Annotated in this window: 17 protein-coding genes; 13 read left to right on the forward strand and 4 right to left on the reverse strand. The window is 58.7% G+C overall.

Going from position 1 to position 19948, the window contains the following annotated elements; translation table 11 throughout:
* Positions 1-34 precede the first annotated feature (34 nt).
* The 3 genes from I2I05_RS11210 to I2I05_RS11220 form a co-directional block, all read right to left on the reverse strand.
* Positions 35-1663 carry a RagB/SusD family nutrient uptake outer membrane protein gene (locus I2I05_RS11210; protein WP_196282331.1) on the reverse strand — a complete coding sequence of 543 codons (1629 nt, stop codon included), beginning with the start codon at positions 1661-1663 and terminating at the stop codon, positions 35-37.
* 14 nt (positions 1664-1677) lie between these two features.
* Entirely contained in the window at positions 1678-4698 is a 3021-nt protein-coding gene (locus I2I05_RS11215; protein ID WP_196282332.1) for a SusC/RagA family TonB-linked outer membrane protein, read from the reverse strand.
* 233 nt (positions 4699-4931) lie between these two features.
* Complete coding sequence (locus I2I05_RS11220) at positions 4932-5186, reverse strand: hypothetical protein (RefSeq protein ID WP_196282333.1); 255 nt, start codon at positions 5184-5186, stop codon at positions 4932-4934.
* A gap of 154 nt (positions 5187-5340) precedes the next feature.
* Here I2I05_RS11220 and I2I05_RS11225 point away from each other — a divergent pair, with 154 nt between their 5' ends.
* The 13 genes from I2I05_RS11225 to I2I05_RS11285 all read left to right on the forward strand — a co-directional run bounded on the left by I2I05_RS11225 (position 5341) and on the right by I2I05_RS11285 (position 19280).
* Positions 5341-6036 (forward strand): hypothetical protein, encoded by a 696-nt coding sequence (locus I2I05_RS11225; RefSeq protein WP_196282334.1) that lies wholly within the window; start codon positions 5341-5343, stop codon positions 6034-6036.
* Between the two features lie 45 nt (positions 6037-6081).
* Positions 6082-7242 carry an alpha/beta hydrolase gene (locus I2I05_RS11230; RefSeq protein ID WP_230688280.1) on the forward strand — a complete coding sequence of 387 codons (1161 nt, stop codon included), beginning with the start codon at positions 6082-6084 and terminating at the stop codon, positions 7240-7242.
* 332 nt (positions 7243-7574) lie between these two features.
* Positions 7575-8999 carry an anthranilate synthase component I family protein gene (locus I2I05_RS11235; protein ID WP_196282335.1) on the forward strand — a complete coding sequence of 475 codons (1425 nt, stop codon included), beginning with the start codon at positions 7575-7577 and terminating at the stop codon, positions 8997-8999.
* Between the two features lie 22 nt (positions 9000-9021).
* Positions 9022-9591 carry an anthranilate synthase component II gene (locus I2I05_RS11240; protein ID WP_196282336.1) on the forward strand — a complete coding sequence of 190 codons (570 nt, stop codon included), beginning with the start codon at positions 9022-9024 and terminating at the stop codon, positions 9589-9591.
* A 142-nt stretch (positions 9592-9733) separates the two neighbouring features.
* Positions 9734-10729, forward strand: coding sequence for an anthranilate phosphoribosyltransferase (trpD, locus tag I2I05_RS11245; RefSeq protein ID WP_196282337.1), 996 nt, complete (start codon positions 9734-9736; stop codon positions 10727-10729).
* 78 nt (positions 10730-10807) lie between these two features.
* The gene (trpC, locus tag I2I05_RS11250; protein ID WP_196282338.1) at positions 10808-11632 is read left to right on the forward strand and encodes an indole-3-glycerol phosphate synthase TrpC; all 825 of its coding nucleotides are present in this window, start codon (positions 10808-10810) and stop codon (positions 11630-11632) included.
* A gap of 13 nt (positions 11633-11645) precedes the next feature.
* On the forward strand, positions 11646-12383 hold the full coding sequence (locus I2I05_RS11255; RefSeq protein WP_196282339.1) for a phosphoribosylanthranilate isomerase: 738 nt from the start codon (positions 11646-11648) through the stop codon (positions 12381-12383).
* A gap of 42 nt (positions 12384-12425) precedes the next feature.
* On the forward strand, positions 12426-13622 hold the full coding sequence (trpB, locus tag I2I05_RS11260; protein WP_196282340.1) for a tryptophan synthase subunit beta: 1197 nt from the start codon (positions 12426-12428) through the stop codon (positions 13620-13622).
* 48 nt (positions 13623-13670) lie between these two features.
* Positions 13671-14453, forward strand: a complete 783-nt coding sequence (trpA, locus tag I2I05_RS11265) for a tryptophan synthase subunit alpha (protein WP_196282341.1) — start codon at positions 13671-13673, stop codon at positions 14451-14453.
* 48 nt (positions 14454-14501) lie between these two features.
* Positions 14502-15506: a 3-deoxy-7-phosphoheptulonate synthase gene (aroF, locus tag I2I05_RS11270; RefSeq protein ID WP_196282342.1), complete on the forward strand. Its 1005-nt coding sequence runs from the start codon at positions 14502-14504 to the stop codon at positions 15504-15506.
* A 256-nt stretch (positions 15507-15762) separates the two neighbouring features.
* The gene (locus I2I05_RS11275; RefSeq protein WP_196282343.1) at positions 15763-16479 is read left to right on the forward strand and encodes a phenylalanine-4-hydroxylase; all 717 of its coding nucleotides are present in this window, start codon (positions 15763-15765) and stop codon (positions 16477-16479) included.
* Positions 16480-16532: 53 nt separating this feature from the next.
* Entirely contained in the window at positions 16533-17879 is a 1347-nt protein-coding gene (locus tag I2I05_RS11280) for a helix-turn-helix domain-containing protein (protein WP_196282344.1), read from the forward strand.
* 96 nt (positions 17880-17975) lie between these two features.
* Complete coding sequence (locus tag I2I05_RS11285) at positions 17976-19280, forward strand: DoxX family protein (RefSeq protein ID WP_196282345.1); 1305 nt, start codon at positions 17976-17978, stop codon at positions 19278-19280.
* Positions 19281-19299: 19 nt separating this feature from the next.
* Here the strand turns inward: I2I05_RS11285 and I2I05_RS11290 are convergent, their stop codons facing one another.
* Positions 19300-19770 carry an Mpo1 family 2-hydroxy fatty acid dioxygenase gene (locus tag I2I05_RS11290; RefSeq protein ID WP_196282346.1) on the reverse strand — a complete coding sequence of 157 codons (471 nt, stop codon included), beginning with the start codon at positions 19768-19770 and terminating at the stop codon, positions 19300-19302.
* Positions 19771-19948: the final 178 nt, after the last annotated feature.

The following is a 19948-nucleotide window of genomic DNA, read 5'->3' on the forward strand; positions in this document are numbered from 1 at the left end:
CCACGCCAGCGCGACCCATCCCATTTTTGATGAATTAGTAACCCGGGTTTTGCTTTAGGTTAGGGTTCACCGTGATATCGGACGATGGAATTGGGAACAGCGAACGGTAAACGTCAACGCTACGACCAGCAGCTACGCCACCTTTCCAAGGCCAGAGATAAGTGGCCGTGGTAAACTGGTTGTGGCGGATGAGGTCGGTACGGCGGGTACCTTCCCAGTGCAGCTCGCGGGCCCTCTCATCAAGGATGAACTGCTTCGTCATTTGAGCATCTGTAATAGCACCGGTCGAGCCTTTGAAAGCACGGGCACGCAGTTGGTTTACATACTCAAGGGCAGTGGCGCGGCTGCCGCCGCCTTCAATAGCCGCTTCGGCATAAGTGAGCATCATGTCCGACAAGCGCAGCATGGGGAAGTCGACGCTCGAAAAGTTTTGAGGGCCGCCTTGACCGACACCCGCCGAAGTGATGTTGCGGTACTTGGTCACACCTAGGCCCTGGGTGAACTGGCTAAGGTCGTTGATTGCCAACGTCTGGCCTGGGGTCCAAAACCGACCGCGGGTATCCTTTAGGGTATCGCCTCCAGCGAGGAAAAACTTGTCTACCAAAGCACTAGTGGTGCGCAAACCGCCCCAGCCGGTAGATTGGCCAACATAGCGCTGCCACGCCCCATCAACACCGCTGGTGGCCCCGTTAACTAGGAAGGTGGTGCCGCCATAGCTCTGTACCCGCGACACGTCGAAGATGACAGGCCAGATGATTTCATTAGCAGCCGGGGGGAGATTATTGTCCGCCAAGAAATTGCGGCCATAAGCCGACGAAGCTGGGCTGGCAGCCGTCACGAGTGTATAGCCCGAGTCGACAACTTTCTTAGCTTCATCAGCGGCTTTGGCGAACTGCGGAGTACCCGTGTATACGCCGGCATTCAGGTACAACCGAGCAAGGTAGCCGTGAGCGGCAGCTTGGTCGATACGGCCGTACTCATTGGTGCGAGCCGGTGCCAACTCCGTAGTAAGGGCTAGTAATTCTGATTCTACAAAATCGTAAAGCTGCTTGCGGGTATAGTATTGCGGTGCCGCGCCACCGATTTCGTTTGCTTCTGTTACGAAGGGACCGTTTCCAAACAAATCGATGATATGCGAATACGAAACCGCTCGCAGGAATCGAGCTTCGGCGCGAAACACCTTGCCTTGAGCCACCTCGGCACCCGCCAAACGGCTGCCGAGCTTATCATCTGCAGATTCACGGATGAACTCGTTGCAGGTGGCTATCTGGTAGTAGCAGCGGTTGTACAGGCCACGAATGAGGGGGTTGTTGGAATCCCAGTTTAGGTTGTGCCAATCCTGCAGACCGGGGTCGTTCCAGGCAATAACGGCTTCGTCGGTGGTAATTTCCTGAGCACTCCAGAGCTGACGAAGATAATTGGATGTACCCGCATCAATACCGGTAATATCACCTGAATCAGGGCCGTTCGAGCCGGATAGGGCGAAGCCGCCGTACAATTTGGCCAACACCTGCTTGTAACCGTTTAGCCCAACATAAACCTTATCAGGCGACAACTCATACTTCGGCGTTTGGTCGAGGTCCTTGGTGCAGGATGTGCTCAGCCCCAGCAGGGCCGTGCTCAAAGTCAGGGCCGTTAGCCCACGATATAAATTGTTTTTCATGAGTAGTGGGAATTTTAAAAGCCGAGGGCAAGGCCGAGCGTGTAGGTGCGGGCACGTGGATAGAAGCTGTTGTCAATGCCACTGAAGATTTCAGGGTCGACGCCTTCATATTTCGTAATGAGGAAGGCATTCTGCACGTTACCCGTAACGCGGAGCGAAGAAGCTCCGAGAACTTTGCCAACATTGTAACCGAGCGAGATGTTCTCGCAGCGCAGGAACGAAGCATTCTGTACGTAGTAATCCGAGTACAACTCCCGACGGGAAAAACCAGTGTTGAGGATGTCAGGGTTCAGGTTGTTTACGAAGTTGACCGATTCTTGCGCATTGGCGTAAGTACCTAGGCCCGCCGCGTTGGCATTGTAAACGTAGTTGCCAAGGTTGCCGCGCAATGTAAAGGCCATCGTAAACTTGTTGTACACTATGTTCGAGCTAAAGCCCAACGTAACCAGAGGTGCCGGCTGCTTGTAGAAGTAGTCGCCGGCATTAACGTTGTTGGGGTTACGGTCGCTGTTAACGTACAAACCCTGAACGGGCCGGCCATCAGGACCATATACCTGGCGACGTACAAAGAAGGCGTTAGATGGTTGGCCCACGGCTTGGATTTGGATGGTGCCACCGGTGCCGCCAGGAATGCCACCAACTAGGTAACCAGGAAATGTTTCCAATTGACGCCCTAAGTCGGTGATTTCGTTAACATTGTATGCGCCGTTCAGGTTCACGTCCCAGGTGAAGTTTTCGTTGCGCAAAATGCCGTAGTTCAGTCCTAACTCAACCCCGCGGTTGCGCAACGAGCCAATGTTGGCATTCAAACGGTTGGTAAAATTCGAACCAGCCGTCTGGTCAACTTCGGCCAGCAGGTCGCTGGCAGTGCGCTGATACACATCCAAGGTAGCTGTAAGGCGATTGTCTAAGAAACCCAGGTCCAAGCCTGCGTTGTAAGTGTTGGTAGTTTCCCAAGTAAGCACCGAATTATAGCCACGTGGGCTATAAGTTAAGCCACCCGAACCCGTTGGGGAATTGCCAAAGGGATACTGGGAGGTAGCAACACCGGGCGAGTAGCGTGCTTGGGTGTCGTACACGCCACCGACATCCTGCTGACCCGTGCGACCGTAGCCAGCCCGCACCTTCAATTCTGAGAAGAAGGTGTTGTCTTTCAGGAAAGCTTCGTTCTTCACGCGCCAAGCCAAGCCCAATGCTGGGAACCAACCACTACGGTAGGCCTTGTTGAAACGCGATGTGTTGTCGTTACGCAACGTGGCCGTCACAAGGTACTTGTCCTGGACGTTCATAGTAGCCCGTCCGAAATAAGACAACAGCACATATTTGCTGTAATAAAGCGGCACACTCAAGGTATCATCTTTCACGTAGGTAGTGGTACGGTCGGAGCGGAAGCGCAGGAAGTTGGGGCCTTGTGTCACGAACGATTGATAGGCGTAGCCGCCCTGCACGTCGAATTTGGTGCCGCCAATCTGCTTGCCATAAGCAAGATAAGTTTCGAGCAGATTCATGTCCCGGTCTTGGGCATATTGGGAATAAGAGCCATTCAAGCCCGGCAATTGTGAGTCGGGGTTGAAGGTGCCAAAGTCATTTGGGTTAATAATGTTGCTGCCCTCGCTGCGCGATGCGTCAAGGCCAAGATTGAGGTTGGCCCTTAGGCCTTCGATGCCATGGATTTTATAGTCAAACTGCACGTTACCAATTAGACGCTTCACCCGGCTGGTGTTGTTCTCGTTGTTAATAGCCGCCACGGGATTGGTAGGGGCGTTACCCAATGGATTGCCAGAAGAGGGATTCAGATACTGATAATAACCGCCGAAACGCGTGTACTCAGGGTCACTAGAACGGACGGGCTGGGTTGGGTCGTAGAGGGCGGCGCCTGCCACGTAGCCGTAGTTCACAAAGCGGTTGTCTACCACACTGCCTTTGGCGTTTATGTCAATGCGCAACCGGTCGTTGAGCAGAGTAGGAGTTAAGCTAATTGAACCAGTATTGCGCTTCAACTGGTTGGTGATGGCAATGCCCTCCTGATACAGATTGCCATAAGAAACACGAAATGGTACTTTTGATACGCTACCAATCAGACTGACTGTATTATCGTAAGTCATAGCGCTGCGGAAAATCTCGTTTTGCCAGTTGGTGCTGGCATCGCCCAGTGTAGTATCTTGAGATGGCGAGCCGTTCAACCGTATCTGCCGACGAAATTCTTCGGTCGAAAGCATTTTATAGCGCTGAGCAACTGTCGAAATGCCCGTTTGAGAGTTCAGCTCTACACGTAGCTTCTCGCCCTGCAGGCCACGCTTAGTGGTGATGAGGATTACGCCGCCCGAAGCCCGGTTGCCGTAGATAGCCGTGGCCGAAGCGTCCTTCAGAACCGTGAAGGTTTCGATGTCGCTGGGGTTAATCAACGAGAGGGGGTTGGAAACGCCGCTGATGTCGCCTTTGTCAACCGGCACGCCGTCGATTACATACAGCGGGTCGCTGTTGGCATTGAGCGACGAGTTGCCGCGGATGCGGATAACGCTGCCCGTGCCCGGCGCACCACCGGCCGTGGTGATGCTCACCCCGGCCACTTTGCCCTGAATGAGCTGCTCGGGGTTGGTTACCTGGCCTTGCACAAATTCGCGGGAGTCAACCGTGGCCACGGCCCCGGTCACGTCCTGGCGGCGCTGCGTGCCATAGCCCACTACCACCGCTTCGGAAAGCTGGGTAGCGTTTTCAACCAAGCTAGCGGCTACTTCCGTGTTCTGGCCGGCCACCACCGTTACGGGACGGCGGACGGTGTTGTAGCCCACAAACGAGACAACCAGGGTTTGGGCCCCGGCTGGTACGTTCTGAATGCTGTAGGTGCCATCAACGTTGGATGAGCTGCCCAGCGAAGTGCCTTCAATCAGGACCGTAGCCCCGGGAATGCCTTCGTTTTTACCATCGGTAACCCGTCCGCTGATGGAGCCAGTCTGGGCATAGGCTCCCGAAGGAAAACCGAAGGCCGCGAATAATAGCAGAAACAGTAGTTTCGCTAGATAAGGGTGTTTCATGGGAAACAAGAATTTGGTGGGAAAATGTGAGTGGTGGGAGAAAGTAAAAAAAACGTTTGGGAAACAGGGTGCAAGTTATCTAATAAATAGCATGTAAGCCCCTTTTAAGCCGGTTTTTACAATGGATTTTTTGCGTGTATTCAGCGGCGTTTTGACGGAGAGGAATAATCGAAGTTTACGAATATGGCGCTATCATCGAGCGTTGTGCAATTGAATAAACTGCTTAAATTTAACTATTTACAACGAAAATCAGTTGGGCAATGCGCTTCATAAAACTCATCAAACGATTGGGAGAGAAATAAGGACTGGTAGTAAATATGTAAATCTTTGATAGTCAGAACTTGGAATCTGAATTGCCCTGCTGCTAAGTTGCTGATTTTTTTGTAGAATTCTGTGCCCGAAATTTGCAATGCCGCAAGGGGTGAGGGGGTGAAAACTAATTCTTTTTCGGGATTTAGTGGCGCCCGATTGGCAGAAAATGGACGCATTTGTTCCTGAATTGAGGCGCCTACTGGTCCTCTAGGCTGTCCGCTTCCTGGCAAGTGCCACAGATTACGTAATGGTACTACCCTGGCTTGCGTGGCGTGGCAATGGCCTTGCAAGGCCATTATCTCCTAATTACATTTGGCTTTCCCTAAGAAAATGAAAAAGCACTTCCTGCTCGTGGTGTGGCTGCTTGCGGCCACGCTGACCAGTGCGCTGGCCCAGTCGCGGTCTGCCTCGCGAAAGCCTTCGCCGGCTAAAAACAGCAAATTGGGGGCGGGAGCCAAGAGCAAGCGGCCGCCGTCGGCTTATTCAGCCGGCCAAAAACCGGCCGGGGGCGACGATGACGGGGCGCCGGAAGTGTTTGTGGGCAAGATTAAGCTGAAGAAACCGGTGCTGGTGTACTACGAGCAGGCCGCGCCGGGCAAGTCGGTGCAACAGCTCATCATGGCCGAAGAAAACCTAAGCCTGCTCAAGTCGTTGGACTTGGAGCAGCTCATGAATCGCCGCGAAGTGTTCGTTGACGGGCTCAGCAACCGCCCCCTACCGGGCAGCGACGACACCAAGTACCGCCTGCTGGGAACCAGCGCCGTGGCCGAGGATACCCGCCGCCCTGCCGGCGATGGCCGCAGCTTTTACTCGCGGCTGCGGGTGCCGTCGTCGGGCACGCTTTACGTCGTGCGCGAATCGGCCGAAGAGTACCGCCACTTTGTGAAAGGCCCGCAGAAAAAAGGTGCCCTGCTTGACTTTCAGGCCAATGGCCTGCCGGGCATCGATTCGGTGCGGGCCGTGTACACGTTGCGCAAAATGGACTCGGCCGAACGCGGCGCGGGCAGCGGCGAAACCGTGCGCTAAAATTTTTTAAACAGAAGTATGCGATTGATTCCAATGTTGGGTAGGATGGGCCTTTTTGTCGCGCTCGCGGCACCGGCCGCTGCCCAGACTGTGCTTAAAGTGGGCCGCGTCCCGGCCAATACGCTCGCGGCCGACACGCTCTATGTGGCGGGTTCCTTCAATATGTGGAGCCCGCGCAATTCCGCGTACCGCCTCGCCAAAAGCCCCGACGGAACCTACCAGATTACCTTGCCCGCCAGCCTCGGGGCTGTGGAATACAAGTTCACCAGGGGCAGCTGGGCAACCGCCGAAGCCGGTGCCAACAAAGAACCCATTGCCAACCGCAAAGCCGACCTGCAACAGGCAGCCGTCGTCACCCACGAAATTCTCAACTGGAGCGAGCCCGGCCAAGCGGTGCCCAAGAAGCATACAGCCTCGCCGCAGGTGCAGGTACTGAGCGAGCAGTTTCAGATTCCGGAGCTGGGCCGCTCGCGCCGTGTGCTGGTGTACCTGCCCGCCGACTACGCCAAAAAGCCCAAGCAGCGGTACCCCGTGCTCTACATGCACGACGGCCAGAACGTGTTCGACGAAGCCACGAGCTACAGCGGCGAATGGGGCGTTGACGAAACCCTGGACCGCCTCCGCGCCCTGGGCCAGGACCCCAGCAGCTGCATCGTTGTAGCCATTGACAACGACAACCAGCACCGCTCCGACGAATACATTCCCTGGCGCAATACCGAAATCAAAGCCGGCGGCCAGGGCGGCGCATACGTCGATTTTCTGGCCCGCACCCTCAAGCCCTACATCGACGCGCGCTACCGCACCCGGCCCGACGCCGCGCACACCGGCATTGCCGGCTCCAGTTTGGGCGGGCTGATTTCAGTATACGCGGCGTTGAAGTACCCGCGGGTTTTTGGCCGAGTCGGGGCCTTTTCGCCGGCTTTTTGGGTTTGCAACGATTCCCTGGTGGCTTTTGCCAAAACGCACCCGGCGGCCGCGGCCACGCGCTTCTATTTCGTGTGTGGGCCTAAGGAATCCGAAACCATGTTGCCGCTCATGACGGCCTGGCGCGATAAGCTGCGGGCCCAGGGCGTGCCCGCTTCCAACCTGTCGTTTCACGCCCCGGCCGATGGAGAGCACCGGGAGTGGTTCTGGCAGCGGGAGTTTCCGGCGGCGTATCAGTTCCTCTTTCGCTCGGCTGCAGGCAACCTGAAATCGGCCAAGTAGTTATAAAGGCAATTTGTGATAATGTTGGCGATACTGAAAATCCGTTGTCAGTATCGCAGGATTTTTTGGTTGGTGTTGCTGGTTTTTTAACAAAGTCGCCATATCTTTGCGTCGCGTTTCAGAAAAGCGCATATTCCAAACATGACCTTACATCGTACTTCCCAGGCTTGGTGGTGGCAGCTCCGAAACATCGGACCGGCCTGCCTGTGCGCCTAGCGAAGTCACCCGTGATTTTGCCATTGACCACAAAAAGCCCGGCCGCTAGCCGGGCTTTTTGCATTTAATTCCAACAGAGGCCTGCCACTTGCCTCGCTTGCCAAACCACGCTTCCAGTGTCTTACCAACTCACCACTGCCCACCGCCGCTTGCTCGCCGACACCGTCACGCCGGTGGGCTTGTACCTGCGCCTGCGCGACCAGTATTCCAATTGCCTACTGCTGGAAAGTGCCGACTACCACGGCCAGCAAAACGCCTTCAGCTACTTGGTGTGCGAGCCGCTGGGAACGTTTGAGCTGCGGCGCGGTGGCGAGTTGCGCCAATCGTTTCCCGACGGCCGCACCACCAGCCAGCAGCTGCGTGAACCGCGGCAGGCGCTGGCCGAGTTGCGGGCCTTTGCCGCCGCCTTCGTGCCCCATGCCGCTGCGGCGAAGATGCCGTTCATCAACACGGGCCTTTTCGGTTACATGGGCTACGAGGCCGTGCAGAGTTTCGAGGATGTGACCTTCGACGCTAGCAAGGTGCCGGCCGGCGACGTGCCGCTTATCCGTTACGGCGTGTATCGTTACGTCATTGCCTTCAACCACTTCCGGCAGGAGCTGTTCCTGTTTGAGCACGGCGTGGCTGGTGTTGAAGCCCCAAACGATGGCCTTGAACGGCTCGAAAACCTGGTGCGCAACCCCAGCGTGCCGGTGTTCAACTTCGCAACGGTAGGCGAGGAGGCCAGCAACCAGACCGATGCCGAGTTTTTGGCGCGGCTCACGCAGGGGCAGGCCCACTGCCTGCGCGGCGATGTATTCCAGATTGTGCTGTCGCGCCGGTTCCAGCAGGGCTTTTCCGGTGATGAGTTCAACGTGTACCGGGCGCTGCGGTCCATCAATCCTTCACCCTACCTGTTCTACTTCGACTACGGCGACTATAAAATCTTCGGTTCCTCGCCCGAGGCCCAGGTGCTGGTGCAGGGCCGCGAAGCCAGCCTGTACCCCATTGCCGGCACCTACCGCCGCACCGGCGACGATGCCGCCGACGCCGCCGCCGCCCAGCGCCTCGCCGCCGACCCCAAGGAAAACGCCGAACACGTGATGCTGGTGGACCTGGCCCGCAACGACCTGGCCCGCCATGGTACCCAGGTGAAAGTGCGCACCCTGCGCGAAATCCAGTTTTATTCCCACGTCATTCACCTTGTCAGCCACGTCACGGCCGAACTCGACCCCGGCACCGATACCCTGCAGGTAGTGGCCGATACCTTCCCGGCCGGCACGCTCTCGGGCGCCCCCAAGCACCGGGCCCTGCAGCTGATTGATGGCCTGGAGCCCACCGCCCGCGGCTACTACGGCGGCTGCATCGGCCACTTGGGCTTTGACGGTAATTTCAACCACGCCATCATGATTCGCTCGTTTTTGAGCACTGGCAACCAACTGTATTTCCAGGCCGGCGCTGGGGTGGTGGCCGCATCCAGCGTGCAGTCGGAACTGGAGGAGGTGCACCACAAGCTGGGCGCACTGCGGGCGGCGCTCCTCGCCGCCACCGATGTTAAATAGGAGTAAGCCCGACCATTCAGACATGAAAATCCTCGTTCTCGATAACTACGATTCCTTCACCTACAACCTGGTGCATCTGCTGCGCGAGCTGGGCCACGGCGCCAACCTGACCGTGACCCGCAACGACCAGCTGCCCCTCGAGGCGGTGGACGCCTACGATGCCATCATGCTCTCGCCCGGTCCCGGCATTCCGGCCGAAGCCGGCCTGATGCCCCAAATCATCAAACAATACGCGCCCACCAAGCGCATTCTGGGCGTGTGCCTGGGCCACCAGGGGCTGGCCGAGAGCTTCGGCGCCACACTCTACAACATGCCGGCCGTGCTGCACGGCGTGGCCAACGAAGCGGAAGTAACCGCGCCCGACGAGCGGCTGTTTGCCGGCCTGCCGCCCCGTTTCCAAGTGGGCCGCTATCATTCCTGGGCCGTGCGCCCCGAAACCATGCCCGCCGAGCTGGAAACCACTGCCCGCGACGCCAACGGCGAGGTACTGGCTTTCCGCCACCGTCAGTTCGACGTGCGCGGCGTGCAGTTTCACCCGGAAAGTATTCTCACCGAGCACGGCCACAAAATGCTGGAAAATTGGTTGAGTTAAGAGTTGAAAAATGAGTTAAGTGGTGTCATGCTGAGCGAAGCCGAAGCATAACACCACGAGAGTAAACCAATAATGAATTGAATTGCGCAGTAGGGATGCTTCGGCTTCCCTCAGCATGACGTTCGAGAACCAACCGACTGTTTTGAAACAGATTCTCACCAAGCTTTTTGACCACCAGCCCCTGACCCACGCCGAGGCGCACGCCGCCATGCGGCAACTGGGCGAGGGCGGGTCTAACCCGGCTGAAACCGCCGCGTTCCTGGCTGTTTATCGGATGCGGCCCATCACGGTGGCGGAGCTGGCGGGTTTCCGCCAGGCTTTGCTGGACCTGAGCCGCAACCCCGAGTTGGGTACAAACGAGGTATTGGATATCGTGGGCACGGGCGGTGACGGCAAAAACACGCTCAATATTTCCACACTGGCTTGCTTCGTGGTGGCCGGGGCGGGAGTGAAGGTGGCCAAGCACGGCAACTTTGGCGTGTCGTCGGTATCGGGGGCTTCCAATGTGCTGGCGCACCACGGCTATGATTTCGAGGCATCCTCCGACCAACTGCGGCGGCAACTCGACCAAGCGGGCATCTGCTTTTTGCACGCGCCGGCTTTCCATCCGGCCATGCGGCACGCCGGCCCGGTGCGCCGCGAGTTGGGCTTGCGCACATTTTTCAACATCCTCGGTCCGCTGGTGAACCCGGCCCGGCCGGCCGCGCAACTGCTGGGCGTGTTCAACCTGGAACTGCAGCGCGTCTATCATTACCTGATGCAGCCCACCGGCACACGCTACGCCGTGGTGCACGCCCTGGATGGCTACGATGAATTGGCCCTTACCGGCCCGGCTAAAGTGGTGTCGTCCTTTGATGGCGAGCGGCTGCTCACTCCCGACTCGTTGGGTCTCGCCGGCTGCACCGCTACTGATTTGGCCGGCGGCAGCACCGCCGCCGCCGCCGCCGAGCTATTCAAGCAGGTTTTGGATGGAAAGAGTACTGCTGCCCAGCGCAACGTGGTGACCGCCAATGCCGCCCTTGCTCTGCAATGCGCCCGCCCCGGCTTGAACTGGGAAGACGCGCTGGCGCAAAGCCGCGAATCGTTGGACTCCGGAGCCGCCAAACGCGCTTTCGAAACCATGCTCAGCCTTAAATAATGGTGGCGTTTCCAGCCCAATTTTCTCACTAATCAACGTTGCGCGAAGCAAAAGCTTTGCCTGCCTGTTTCCCTAACCATGTCCCAGCCTACCATCCTCCAAACCATCGTCGCGCACAAGCGGAAAGAAGTGGCCGCCCGCCGCGAGCTGGTGCCCATCAAACTGCTCGAAAGCAGCCTGTACTTCGCGTCGCAGCCGCTGTCGCTCCGCCAGTATTTGCTGCGGGAAAACGGCAGCGGCCTCATCGCCGAGTTCAAGCGCAAATCGCCTTCCAAGGGCTGGATAAACCAATACGCGCCGGTAGAACGCACCACGCTGGGCTACATGCAGGCCGGCGCGGCCGCCTTGTCTATCCTAACCGATGCGGAGTTTTTCGGCGGCAAAAACGAGGACCTGACCACGGCGCGCCGCTTCAATTTCTGCCCCATTTTGCGCAAAGATTTTGTGGTAGATGAATACCAGATTCTCGAAGCCAAGAGCATTGGGGCCGACGCCGTGCTGCTGATTGCGGCGGTGCTCTCGCCGGAGGAAATCAAAGCGTTGGGTGGCCTGGCGCGTTCGCTCGGTCTCGAAGTCCTGTTGGAAGTGCACGATGGCGAAGAGCTGGCCCGCTCAGTAAATGCCGAGGCCGTGGATTTGGTGGGAGTCAACAACCGCAACCTGCACGACTTCAGCCTGAGTCTGGACACCTCGTTGGAGCTGGCCACCGCCATTCCCAACGACTTCGTCAAGGTTTCGGAGAGCGGAATCACCAGTGCGGCCGCCATTGGGCAGCTGCGCGAGGTGGGCTACCGCGGCTTTCTGCTGGGCGAAGCCTTTATGCGCAATGCCCGGCCCGAGCGCGCCTGTGCCGCCTTGGTGCAGGAAATCGCCGCGCTGCCCAAAGCAGCTCTCATTTCGTAGTCAGCTTCGAAACATGAAAACGCCGCGCCATTTACCCGCTGATGTTGCCTTGGCGGCCGGCTTGCCCGGGCCGGGCCAGGCGTCAGAGTCCGCTACTCGGTTGGTGGGCCCCTCCCGGCTTCTGGTGAAAGTGTGCGGCATGCGCGACGCGGCGGCCCTGGCAGAAGTGGCGGCGCTAAAGCCCGACTTTCTGGGTTTTATTTTTGCGCCCGCCTCCCCGCGTTTTGTAGGGGATGTGCTGGCCCCGGCACAGGTGCAAGCCTTGCCCGCCAGCATCTGGAAAGTGGGGGTGTTTGTGAACGAAACCACCGAAACGATGCTAGCCACCGCCGCGCGGTTTGGGCTGGGCGCCGTGCAGCTGCACGGCCAGGAAACCCCCGCGCAGTGCGAAGAGCTGAACGAGGCCGGGCTGCTGGTAATGAAAGCTTTTTCGGTGGGCAAATCCGTTGATTTCGATGCCTTAATGCCCTATGTGCCGCATTGCGACTTTTTTCTTTTCGATACCAAAGGGGCCGCGCCGGGCGGTAACGGCGCCGTTTTCGACTGGGATTTGTTGAAACACTACCACCTGCCCGTGCCGTATTTCCTGGCGGGCGGGCTGGGGGTGGAGCACGCCGCCGAACTGGTTACGCTACAACTTCCCGGCTTGGTTGGAGTGGATCTAAATAGCCGTTTCGAAACCGCGCCCGGTGTGAAAGACGCTCGCCGGGTGGGGCAGATGCTGGCCGCGTTGCGGCCGCCGCACTCCTGAAAAGTCTAACTACTCCATCCTGAGTATATACTACTAACTGTCATGACTCCCTCTTATCAGCAACCCACCGCCCGCGGCTACTACGGCGAATTTGGCGGCGCATTCATTCCCGAAATGCTCTATCCCAACGTGGAAGAGCTGCGCACCCGCTACCTGGAAATCCTGGCCGACCCGGATTTTCAAATTGATTTGCAGCACCTGCTGCGCGATTACGTGGGCCGGCCCACGCCGCTGTTCGAAGCCAAGCGCCTCTCGGAACGCTACGGCACCCGGGTTTTCCTGAAACGCGAAGACCTCTGCCACACCGGTGCGCATAAAATCAATAATACGGTCGGCCAGATTCTACTGGCTCAGCGGCTGGGCAAGAAGCGCATCATTGCCGAAACCGGGGCCGGGCAGCACGGCGTGGCCACTGCCACTGTGTGTGCCCTGATGGGCCTGCCCTGCGTGGTGTACATGGGCGCCACCGACATCGAGCGCCAAGCGCCCAACGTGGCCCGGATGCGCCTGCTGGGCGCCGAGGTGCGGGCCGTAACCAGCGGCAGCCAAACCCTGAAAGACGCCACCAACGAGGCCATCCGCGACTGGATTGCCAACCCCGTGGACACGCACTACATCATCGGTTCGGTGGTGGGCCCGCATCCGTATCCGGACTTGGTGGCGCGGCTGCAAGCCGTCATCAGCGAGGAAATGCGGACCCAGCTGCTGGAGAAAACCGGCACCGAACTACCCGATTTTGTGGTGGCCTGCGTGGGCGGGGGCTCCAATGCGGCCGGGGCATTCTATCATTTCCTGGACGAGCCTTCCGTGCGCCTGATTGCGGTGGAAGCGGCCGGTCACGGCATTCATTCCGGGCATTCGGCCGCCACGTCGGTGCTGGGCACGCCGGGCATCATCCACGGCAGCCGCACGCTGCTGATGCAGGACGAGCACGGCCAAATCACGGAGCCCTATTCGCTGAGCGCCGGCCTGGACTACCCGGGCATCGGGCCGTTGCATGCGCATTTGGGTGCTTCGGGCCGGGCCGAGTTTATTGCCATCACCGACGACGACGCGCTGAAGGCCGTGAGCGAGCTGAGCCGCTTGGAAGGCATTATTCCGGCCCTGGAAACGGCTCACGCGCTTGCGGCACTGGGCCAACTGGGCGCCGGCCCCAATGATGTAGTGGTGGTAAACCTTTCGGGCCGCGGCGACAAGGACTTGGAGACCTACCTCAAAAACATGGACAAAATCATCTAATATTTCCCGCGGCGGCTGGCCTCCGCAAGCTGCCGCGGGAAACTTCTCATGAACAACCGAATCAAAAACGCTTTCGCGAGCAAGCAAAACCTGCTCAATCTTTACTTCACGGCCGGCTACCCGGGTCTGCACGATACCCTGCCGCTGGCCAAGGCGCTGGTAGCCGCCGGGGCCGACATTCTTGAAATCGGCATGCCGTTTTCGGACCCCCTGGCCGATGGTCCCGTTATCCAACGCAGCAGCTCCGCCGCGCTGGCCAATGGCATGAACTTGCCCGTGCTGTTTGGGCAGTTGCAGGAGCTCCGCGCCGCCGTGCCCGAAACGCCGGTGCTGCTCATGGGCTACCTCAACCCCGTGCTGCAATACGGGATGGAAGCCTTCCTGAAGAAAGCCGCGGAAGTGGGAGTCGATGGCCTGATTCTGCCCGACCTGCCCTTGGACGAGTACGAGGAAATGTATCATCCGCTCTTCCAGAAATACGGCTTGAAAGCCGTGTTCCTCGTTACCCCACAGACGTCGGAAGCCCGCATTCGGCGGCTCGATGCGCTGTCGGAAGCCTTTCTCTACCTCGTGTCGGGTCCTGGCACCACGGGCGGTACCACGCTGCCCGACGTGGAAGCCCAGCAGGAATACTTCCAGCGCATCTCGGCCATGAACCTGAAAAACCCGCGGCTAATCGGTTTCGGCATCGCCGATAAAACCGGGTTTGACCGCGCCTGCGAGCACGCCGATGGGGCCATTATCGGCTCGGCCCTCATTCGGGCCCTCGAAGACACCGACGATGCCCCGGCTACCGCTGCCCGGTTTGTGCAAGGCATCAAGCACGCATAGCTATTTCTAAAAAGTCATTCAGCAGGACGCTCTTTTTCCAGTAAATCCGTGATAATTCAACTTGAAAACGCTGCCGTGGTGCCCGCCATCACGGAACACCTGAAGCAGCAAGGCTACAAAAGCACCGAGGTGACCACCCAACACGCGCACTACCTGGTGGCCATTGGGAAGAAGGATTTCGACATCCGCACCATTGGCCAGCTGCCGGGCGTGCGCGACGTGCACCGCGTATCGGACGACTACAAGCTGGTGAGCCGCAAGTGGCGCGTGAAGCCCACCGTGCTCGACCTCGGCGATGGCGTGACCATTGGCGAGGGCACGCTGGCGCTTTGCGCCGGCCCGTGCAGCATCGAGAGCGAAGCCCAGATGGAAAAGGTGATGAACCACTTGCTGGAAAACGGCGTGCGCCTGATGCGCGGCGGCGTGTTCAAGCCCCGTTCGTCGCCCTACTCGTTTCGTGGCCTGGGCATGGACGGCTTGCGGCTGTTTCACAGCATGGCCCGGGAGCGCGGCATCAAAATCGTGACCGAGGTAATGCAGGTATCGCAGGTGGAGGAAATGCACGACTTCGTGGACGTGTTTCAGGTGGGCGCCCGCAACACGCAGAACTTCAACTTGCTAGATGCCCTGGGCGGCGTTGACAAGCCGGTGATGATTAAGCGCGGTATTTCGGGTACCATTGAGGAACTGCTGTCGTCGGCGGAGTACGTGTTTTCGGGCGGCAATGAAAAGCTGATTCTCTGCGAGCGAGGCATCCGCACGTTCGAGACGGCCAGCCGCAACACGCTGGACTTGAATGCAGTACCGATTCTGAAGGAGAAGAGCCACTTGCCCGTGATTGTGGACCCCTCGCACGGCATTGGCATTCGGGAGTATGTGCCGGCTATGGCCCTGGCTGGCGTGCTGGCCGGCGCTGATGGCATTGTGTACGAAACCCACGAAACGCCCGAAACGGCAGCTTCGGATGGCCAGCAGACGCTGAATTTTGATGAGTCGGCGAAACTGGTACGCAACCTGCGCCGGGTGTTTGCGCTGCGGGGCGAACTGGAATAGAAAAAGTTGGACTGTTGAGCTTGCGTAAATTTATTTTTTCAACAGCTCTTGCATAACCAAAATCGGTTCTTAAATTCGTCTTAATCATGCGCCTCCAACACGTCAATATTACCAACCTAATGACTTGCCCCAAACAGGGTGAGAATGGGCTGCAATTGGCAAAGAGGAAGAACAAGGCATGATGCCAAAACTTCTCTAGAAACCTTTAAAAGCCCGAATCCGCCAGGATATCGGGCTTTTTTTTCGCCTACTCACTATGTTTGCCAAGCACCCCCACGCGCACGCCACCGGCCAGGACCAATTGGTTTGGAAAATCTTATTTGACCGTCAGACAGCGCTGCTGCACCGGCGGGCTGCGCCTGCCTTCAGCCAGGGGTTGGCCCGGCTCGGGTTGCGGCGCGAAGCCATCCCGGACATCGGGGAGCTCAGCGCCACGGTTTTTGCGGAAACGGGCTGGCAGTTGGAGCCGGTAGGCCGCCCGTTTGAGCCGGCGGCGTTTTTTGAGTTCCTGGCCGAGCGCCGGTTCCCGATTGTGACCCGCATCCGGCCCATGCACGCGTTCGATTTCAGCCCGCAGCCGGACTTGTTCCACGATTTGTTCGGGCACGTACCCATGCTGTTGGACGAAGGCTTGGCCGATTTTCTGCACATGTTGGGGCAGGCGTACCGGGCGCAGCCCGTGGGCTCGCCGGCCCGCGAGCAGCTGTGGGCCCTGTATTTCTTCACGGCCGAGTTTGGTTTGGTGCAGCACGAGGGCCAGCCGCGCTTGTACGGCGCGGGCTTGTTGTCCTCGGCCGGGGAAATCCACCACTGCGTGAACGAGAACACGCCCCGCGTAATTTTCGATTTGGCCACGGTGCTGCGCACTCCCGTTACGGGCGAGCGGTATCAGCAGCAATATTTCGTGCTGCCCGCCTGGGAACAGCTCACCGAATGCGTGGCCGAGTTGGCCGGCATGTTCGTCACGGTTTAGGGCGCGCTGGAATGCATGCGGCCGCAGACCGCAGTGGGTTGTAGCTTAGCGCCGTGCTGTTCGAATTCAGAGCCCAAAGTGCGTTGTTGCTGCCCTTCGTGGTGCCTGGTTTGGTGCTGGCTATCCATTTGGCGGTGCGGGCGGTGCGCAGCAGCACCTGGGCCGATGGCCTGCTGGGTTTGCTGCTGCTGCTCAATGTATTGCCCGTAGCGCAGTGGATGCTGGGCTTTGCCGGCTGGTACGACAGCCACGACGCGCATTCGACGGCAATGTTCTACGTGCCGTGGCGGCCCTGGCTGGCCTGGGGCCCAGTGTTCTACCTGTACTTCCGCAGCCTGACCAACCAGGAGTTTGAGATGCGGCGCCACTGGTGGCACCTAGTGCCGTGGCTGCTGTATGTGGGCGCCTATGTAGCGGCCGCCGGGTACGACGTGGCCTGGCAGCACGCCGTGCTGGGGAAAGCCATGCCGTACCACTTTGGCACCAAAGGCGCGGCCGTTCAGGCATTAGAAGGAGTTGATTTGCTGCCCGATGTAATTGGCTACGCCTCCATGCTGGCCTATGGCGTAGCCACCCTGCGCCGCTATCGCCGCTACCGCCGCTACCTCGACAACAACTTCTCGGATACTACCCGGCTGCGGTTTCGCGGCTTGCGCGATTTGCTGGTAGCGGCGTTGCTGGCCCTGGTGGTCTGGTTGGGCTTTGAGGCATTGAATACCTTGGTTGGACCACTCGGGTATAACGACTCCTGGTATGCGTATCTGGCCAATGGTCTGCTGATTTACTACCTCAGTGTGGTGGGTTTGCAAGCCAACTACGCGGCGGTGGTCCCCCTGCGCTTTGAGCCCGATTCCGACGAGAGCATTCGCTCAAACTCAGTACCCGCTCTGGAAAAGCCACCCCAGGATGTCCCGGCTTTCACCCCATCTAGAGTGGGTGCAGCAGTTGCGGAAAAGTCCCCACGGCCAGCAGCGAATCTTTTAGAAGCCGCCGATTCGCAAGCGGACCAGTCTACTCCTCAAACTGAAGTCAGTTTCGCCGCCGCCCCGCTGGCGCCGGAACTGCATCCGTGGCGCGCGAAACTGCTGCGCCTGATGGACGAAGAGCAGCCGTGGCTGGAGCCGGAACTTACCTTAGCCGAGTTGGCGCTGCGCCTGCGCACCAACACCTCCTTGCTTTCGCACGTCATCAATACCGGGTGTGGGCAAAACTTCAACGATTTTGTGAACCGCTACCGGGTGGCGGAAGCCGAGCGCAAGCTGCAAGACCCCCGGCTGGCGCATTACTCCTTGGTAGGCATAGCGTTAGAATGCGGGTTTAATTCCAAGTCTACGTTCAATCGGGTGTTCAAGAAGATAACCGGCCGCACCCCCGGCGAGGTTAACAGGCCCAAATCATAAGCTGGGACGGCCCAAGCCGTAAGTTGAAGCGCGGGCCGGGGAGGGGCAGAGGACTTTTGAGGCATCAATCTCCAACCTCAAAAACCTACTCCCGTCATGAAAAACTCAACCACCTCCCTGGCCGCCTGGCGCGGCCCTGCCGCCGCTTTTGGTCTACTGGTTTTCCGCCTGCACCTAGGCGTGGTAATGGTCGAAGCAGGCCTGCCCAAGCTGGAACCGTCCGATTGGTTTACCAGTCAGGTGGCCAACCTTGGTTTTACCTGGCCTTCGCCGGAAATGTGGGCCTGGCTGGCCGCGTGGGGTGAATTCGCCGGGGGCATTCTGCTCGTAGTGGGCCTGGGCACGCGCCTGGCAGCTGCCCAACTGAGCGTTCAGTTCTTTGTTATCTCGTTTTTGTGGTACGACAAGCCGGAGTTTTTCACGGGCATGTACGTGCAACAGGAGATGTTCTGGGGCTTTGTGCTGCTGCTGGCTACGGGCGCCGGGAAATGGTCGCTGGACTATTGGTTGCGCACCCGCGTTTGGCCGCTCTCGGTTCGTAAGGCATTCTTTCGTAAGGCCACAATAGGGGCTTCGGCGGCGGTGCTTGCGGCGGTATTGTTGGCTTCGCCCGCAATGGCGGGCTGCGCGTTTGGCTCAGTTCATTCCGATTTGATTATCGAGCCCGGCAAGCAGTTTGTGCTGGGCGGTGACCAGCGCGGGGCGTTCAAAGTAGTGGCCAGAAACAAGGGCAAAGTGGCCGTCGAAATTAAGGAGCGGCCACGCAATGGGGGTATTTTTGGCAAAATTACCCTGGCGCCCGGCCAGCAGGGCGTTGTTCGGTTTGCGGAGGGCTCCACGGCGGTGCTGCTCAACCCCAGCGCCTCCCAAGCCAACCTTGACTTGAAAATTACCGGCGATACAAACCTGCGCATGGCATCCGAACCGGTAGTGAGCGGAGGGGTAAAAACGAACTTGCCCCGCCTGACCGGCGCCGAGCTGTCCGATGCCTTGGCCGATTGGCAAGGCACGCTAACCTATCTGAATTACACTAGCCAGCGAACCGTCACCCTCAACACGGTGCTGCGCGGGCAGATGACCCGCCCCGACCAACTGTTGCTTCGCTTTGACTACGAAGAGCCCAACAAGACCCACGTGTTCGGCACCGATACGCTGGCCTTTTTGGCCGACGGCGCCCAGGTGCGGTGGGACGGCATCGACTATTTGGTGCAATCGAAAGAATGGCTACCGAGCCAAACCCTGCGCCTCGTGCTCGAAGGCCAGGGCCAGGACGATAACCGCGCGGCCACCATCCGCAAAACCCTGACGCTGAGTCCCCACCGATTTATTGTGAAAAAGGAGGTGCGCTTCAGCCCGGATTCTGCCTTTTTGCAGCGCAATCAGTATTCGTTTGCGCGCTGAAGACAACGATAAAGTGACTTTAGTACCCCCACCCGAGGCGGCGGTATACGAAATGAAGCAGCCACAGCGGCCCAATCAGCAAGAACTGCAGGTCCTTAAGAAAGCTTGGCTTCTTGCCTTCCACTTTGTGGCCCCAAAACTGGCCCACCCACGCCAGAGCAAAAATGAGGAGGCAAATGGCCCATAAGGGCAGCGCCGCCGCGCCCGCCACCACGCGCAGCGCCGCGGCCATAGCGGCCCACACCAGCACCATGCCCAGCGCCAGCCGGCCGCTCAACCGCACGTAATACACCAGGGCCAGCACCATCACCAACGTGCCCCAATTCAGCCAAGGACTGATATTCTGGATAGCCGCGGGCACGGGTACCGACCAGAGCAGGCCCAGCAGGGAGAACATGATGAGGGGCACGCATACCCAATGCACCAGTTTGTTGGTGGGGTTCTGGTGGCTTTCGCCGTATTCGGCAAGCAGCGAGTGGAGCAGAGCCATGGCAAAAAACGGGCGGCTGTAATGGAACGAATGTTGAACAAAGTAGCAAAAAAAGCCATCCCGATTGGGATGACTTTCTAAAAATCCGCAAAGCAAATGCGCTAGGGTTCTTCCTTGAGGTACTGCGCACCGGTTTACACCTGCACGCCTTTTAAAATAACCCGGGCAAGTTCATCAA

The sequence above is a fragment of the Hymenobacter jeongseonensis genome (assembly GCF_015694725.1).
Classification (GTDB): domain Bacteria; phylum Bacteroidota; class Bacteroidia; order Cytophagales; family Hymenobacteraceae; genus Hymenobacter; species Hymenobacter jeongseonensis.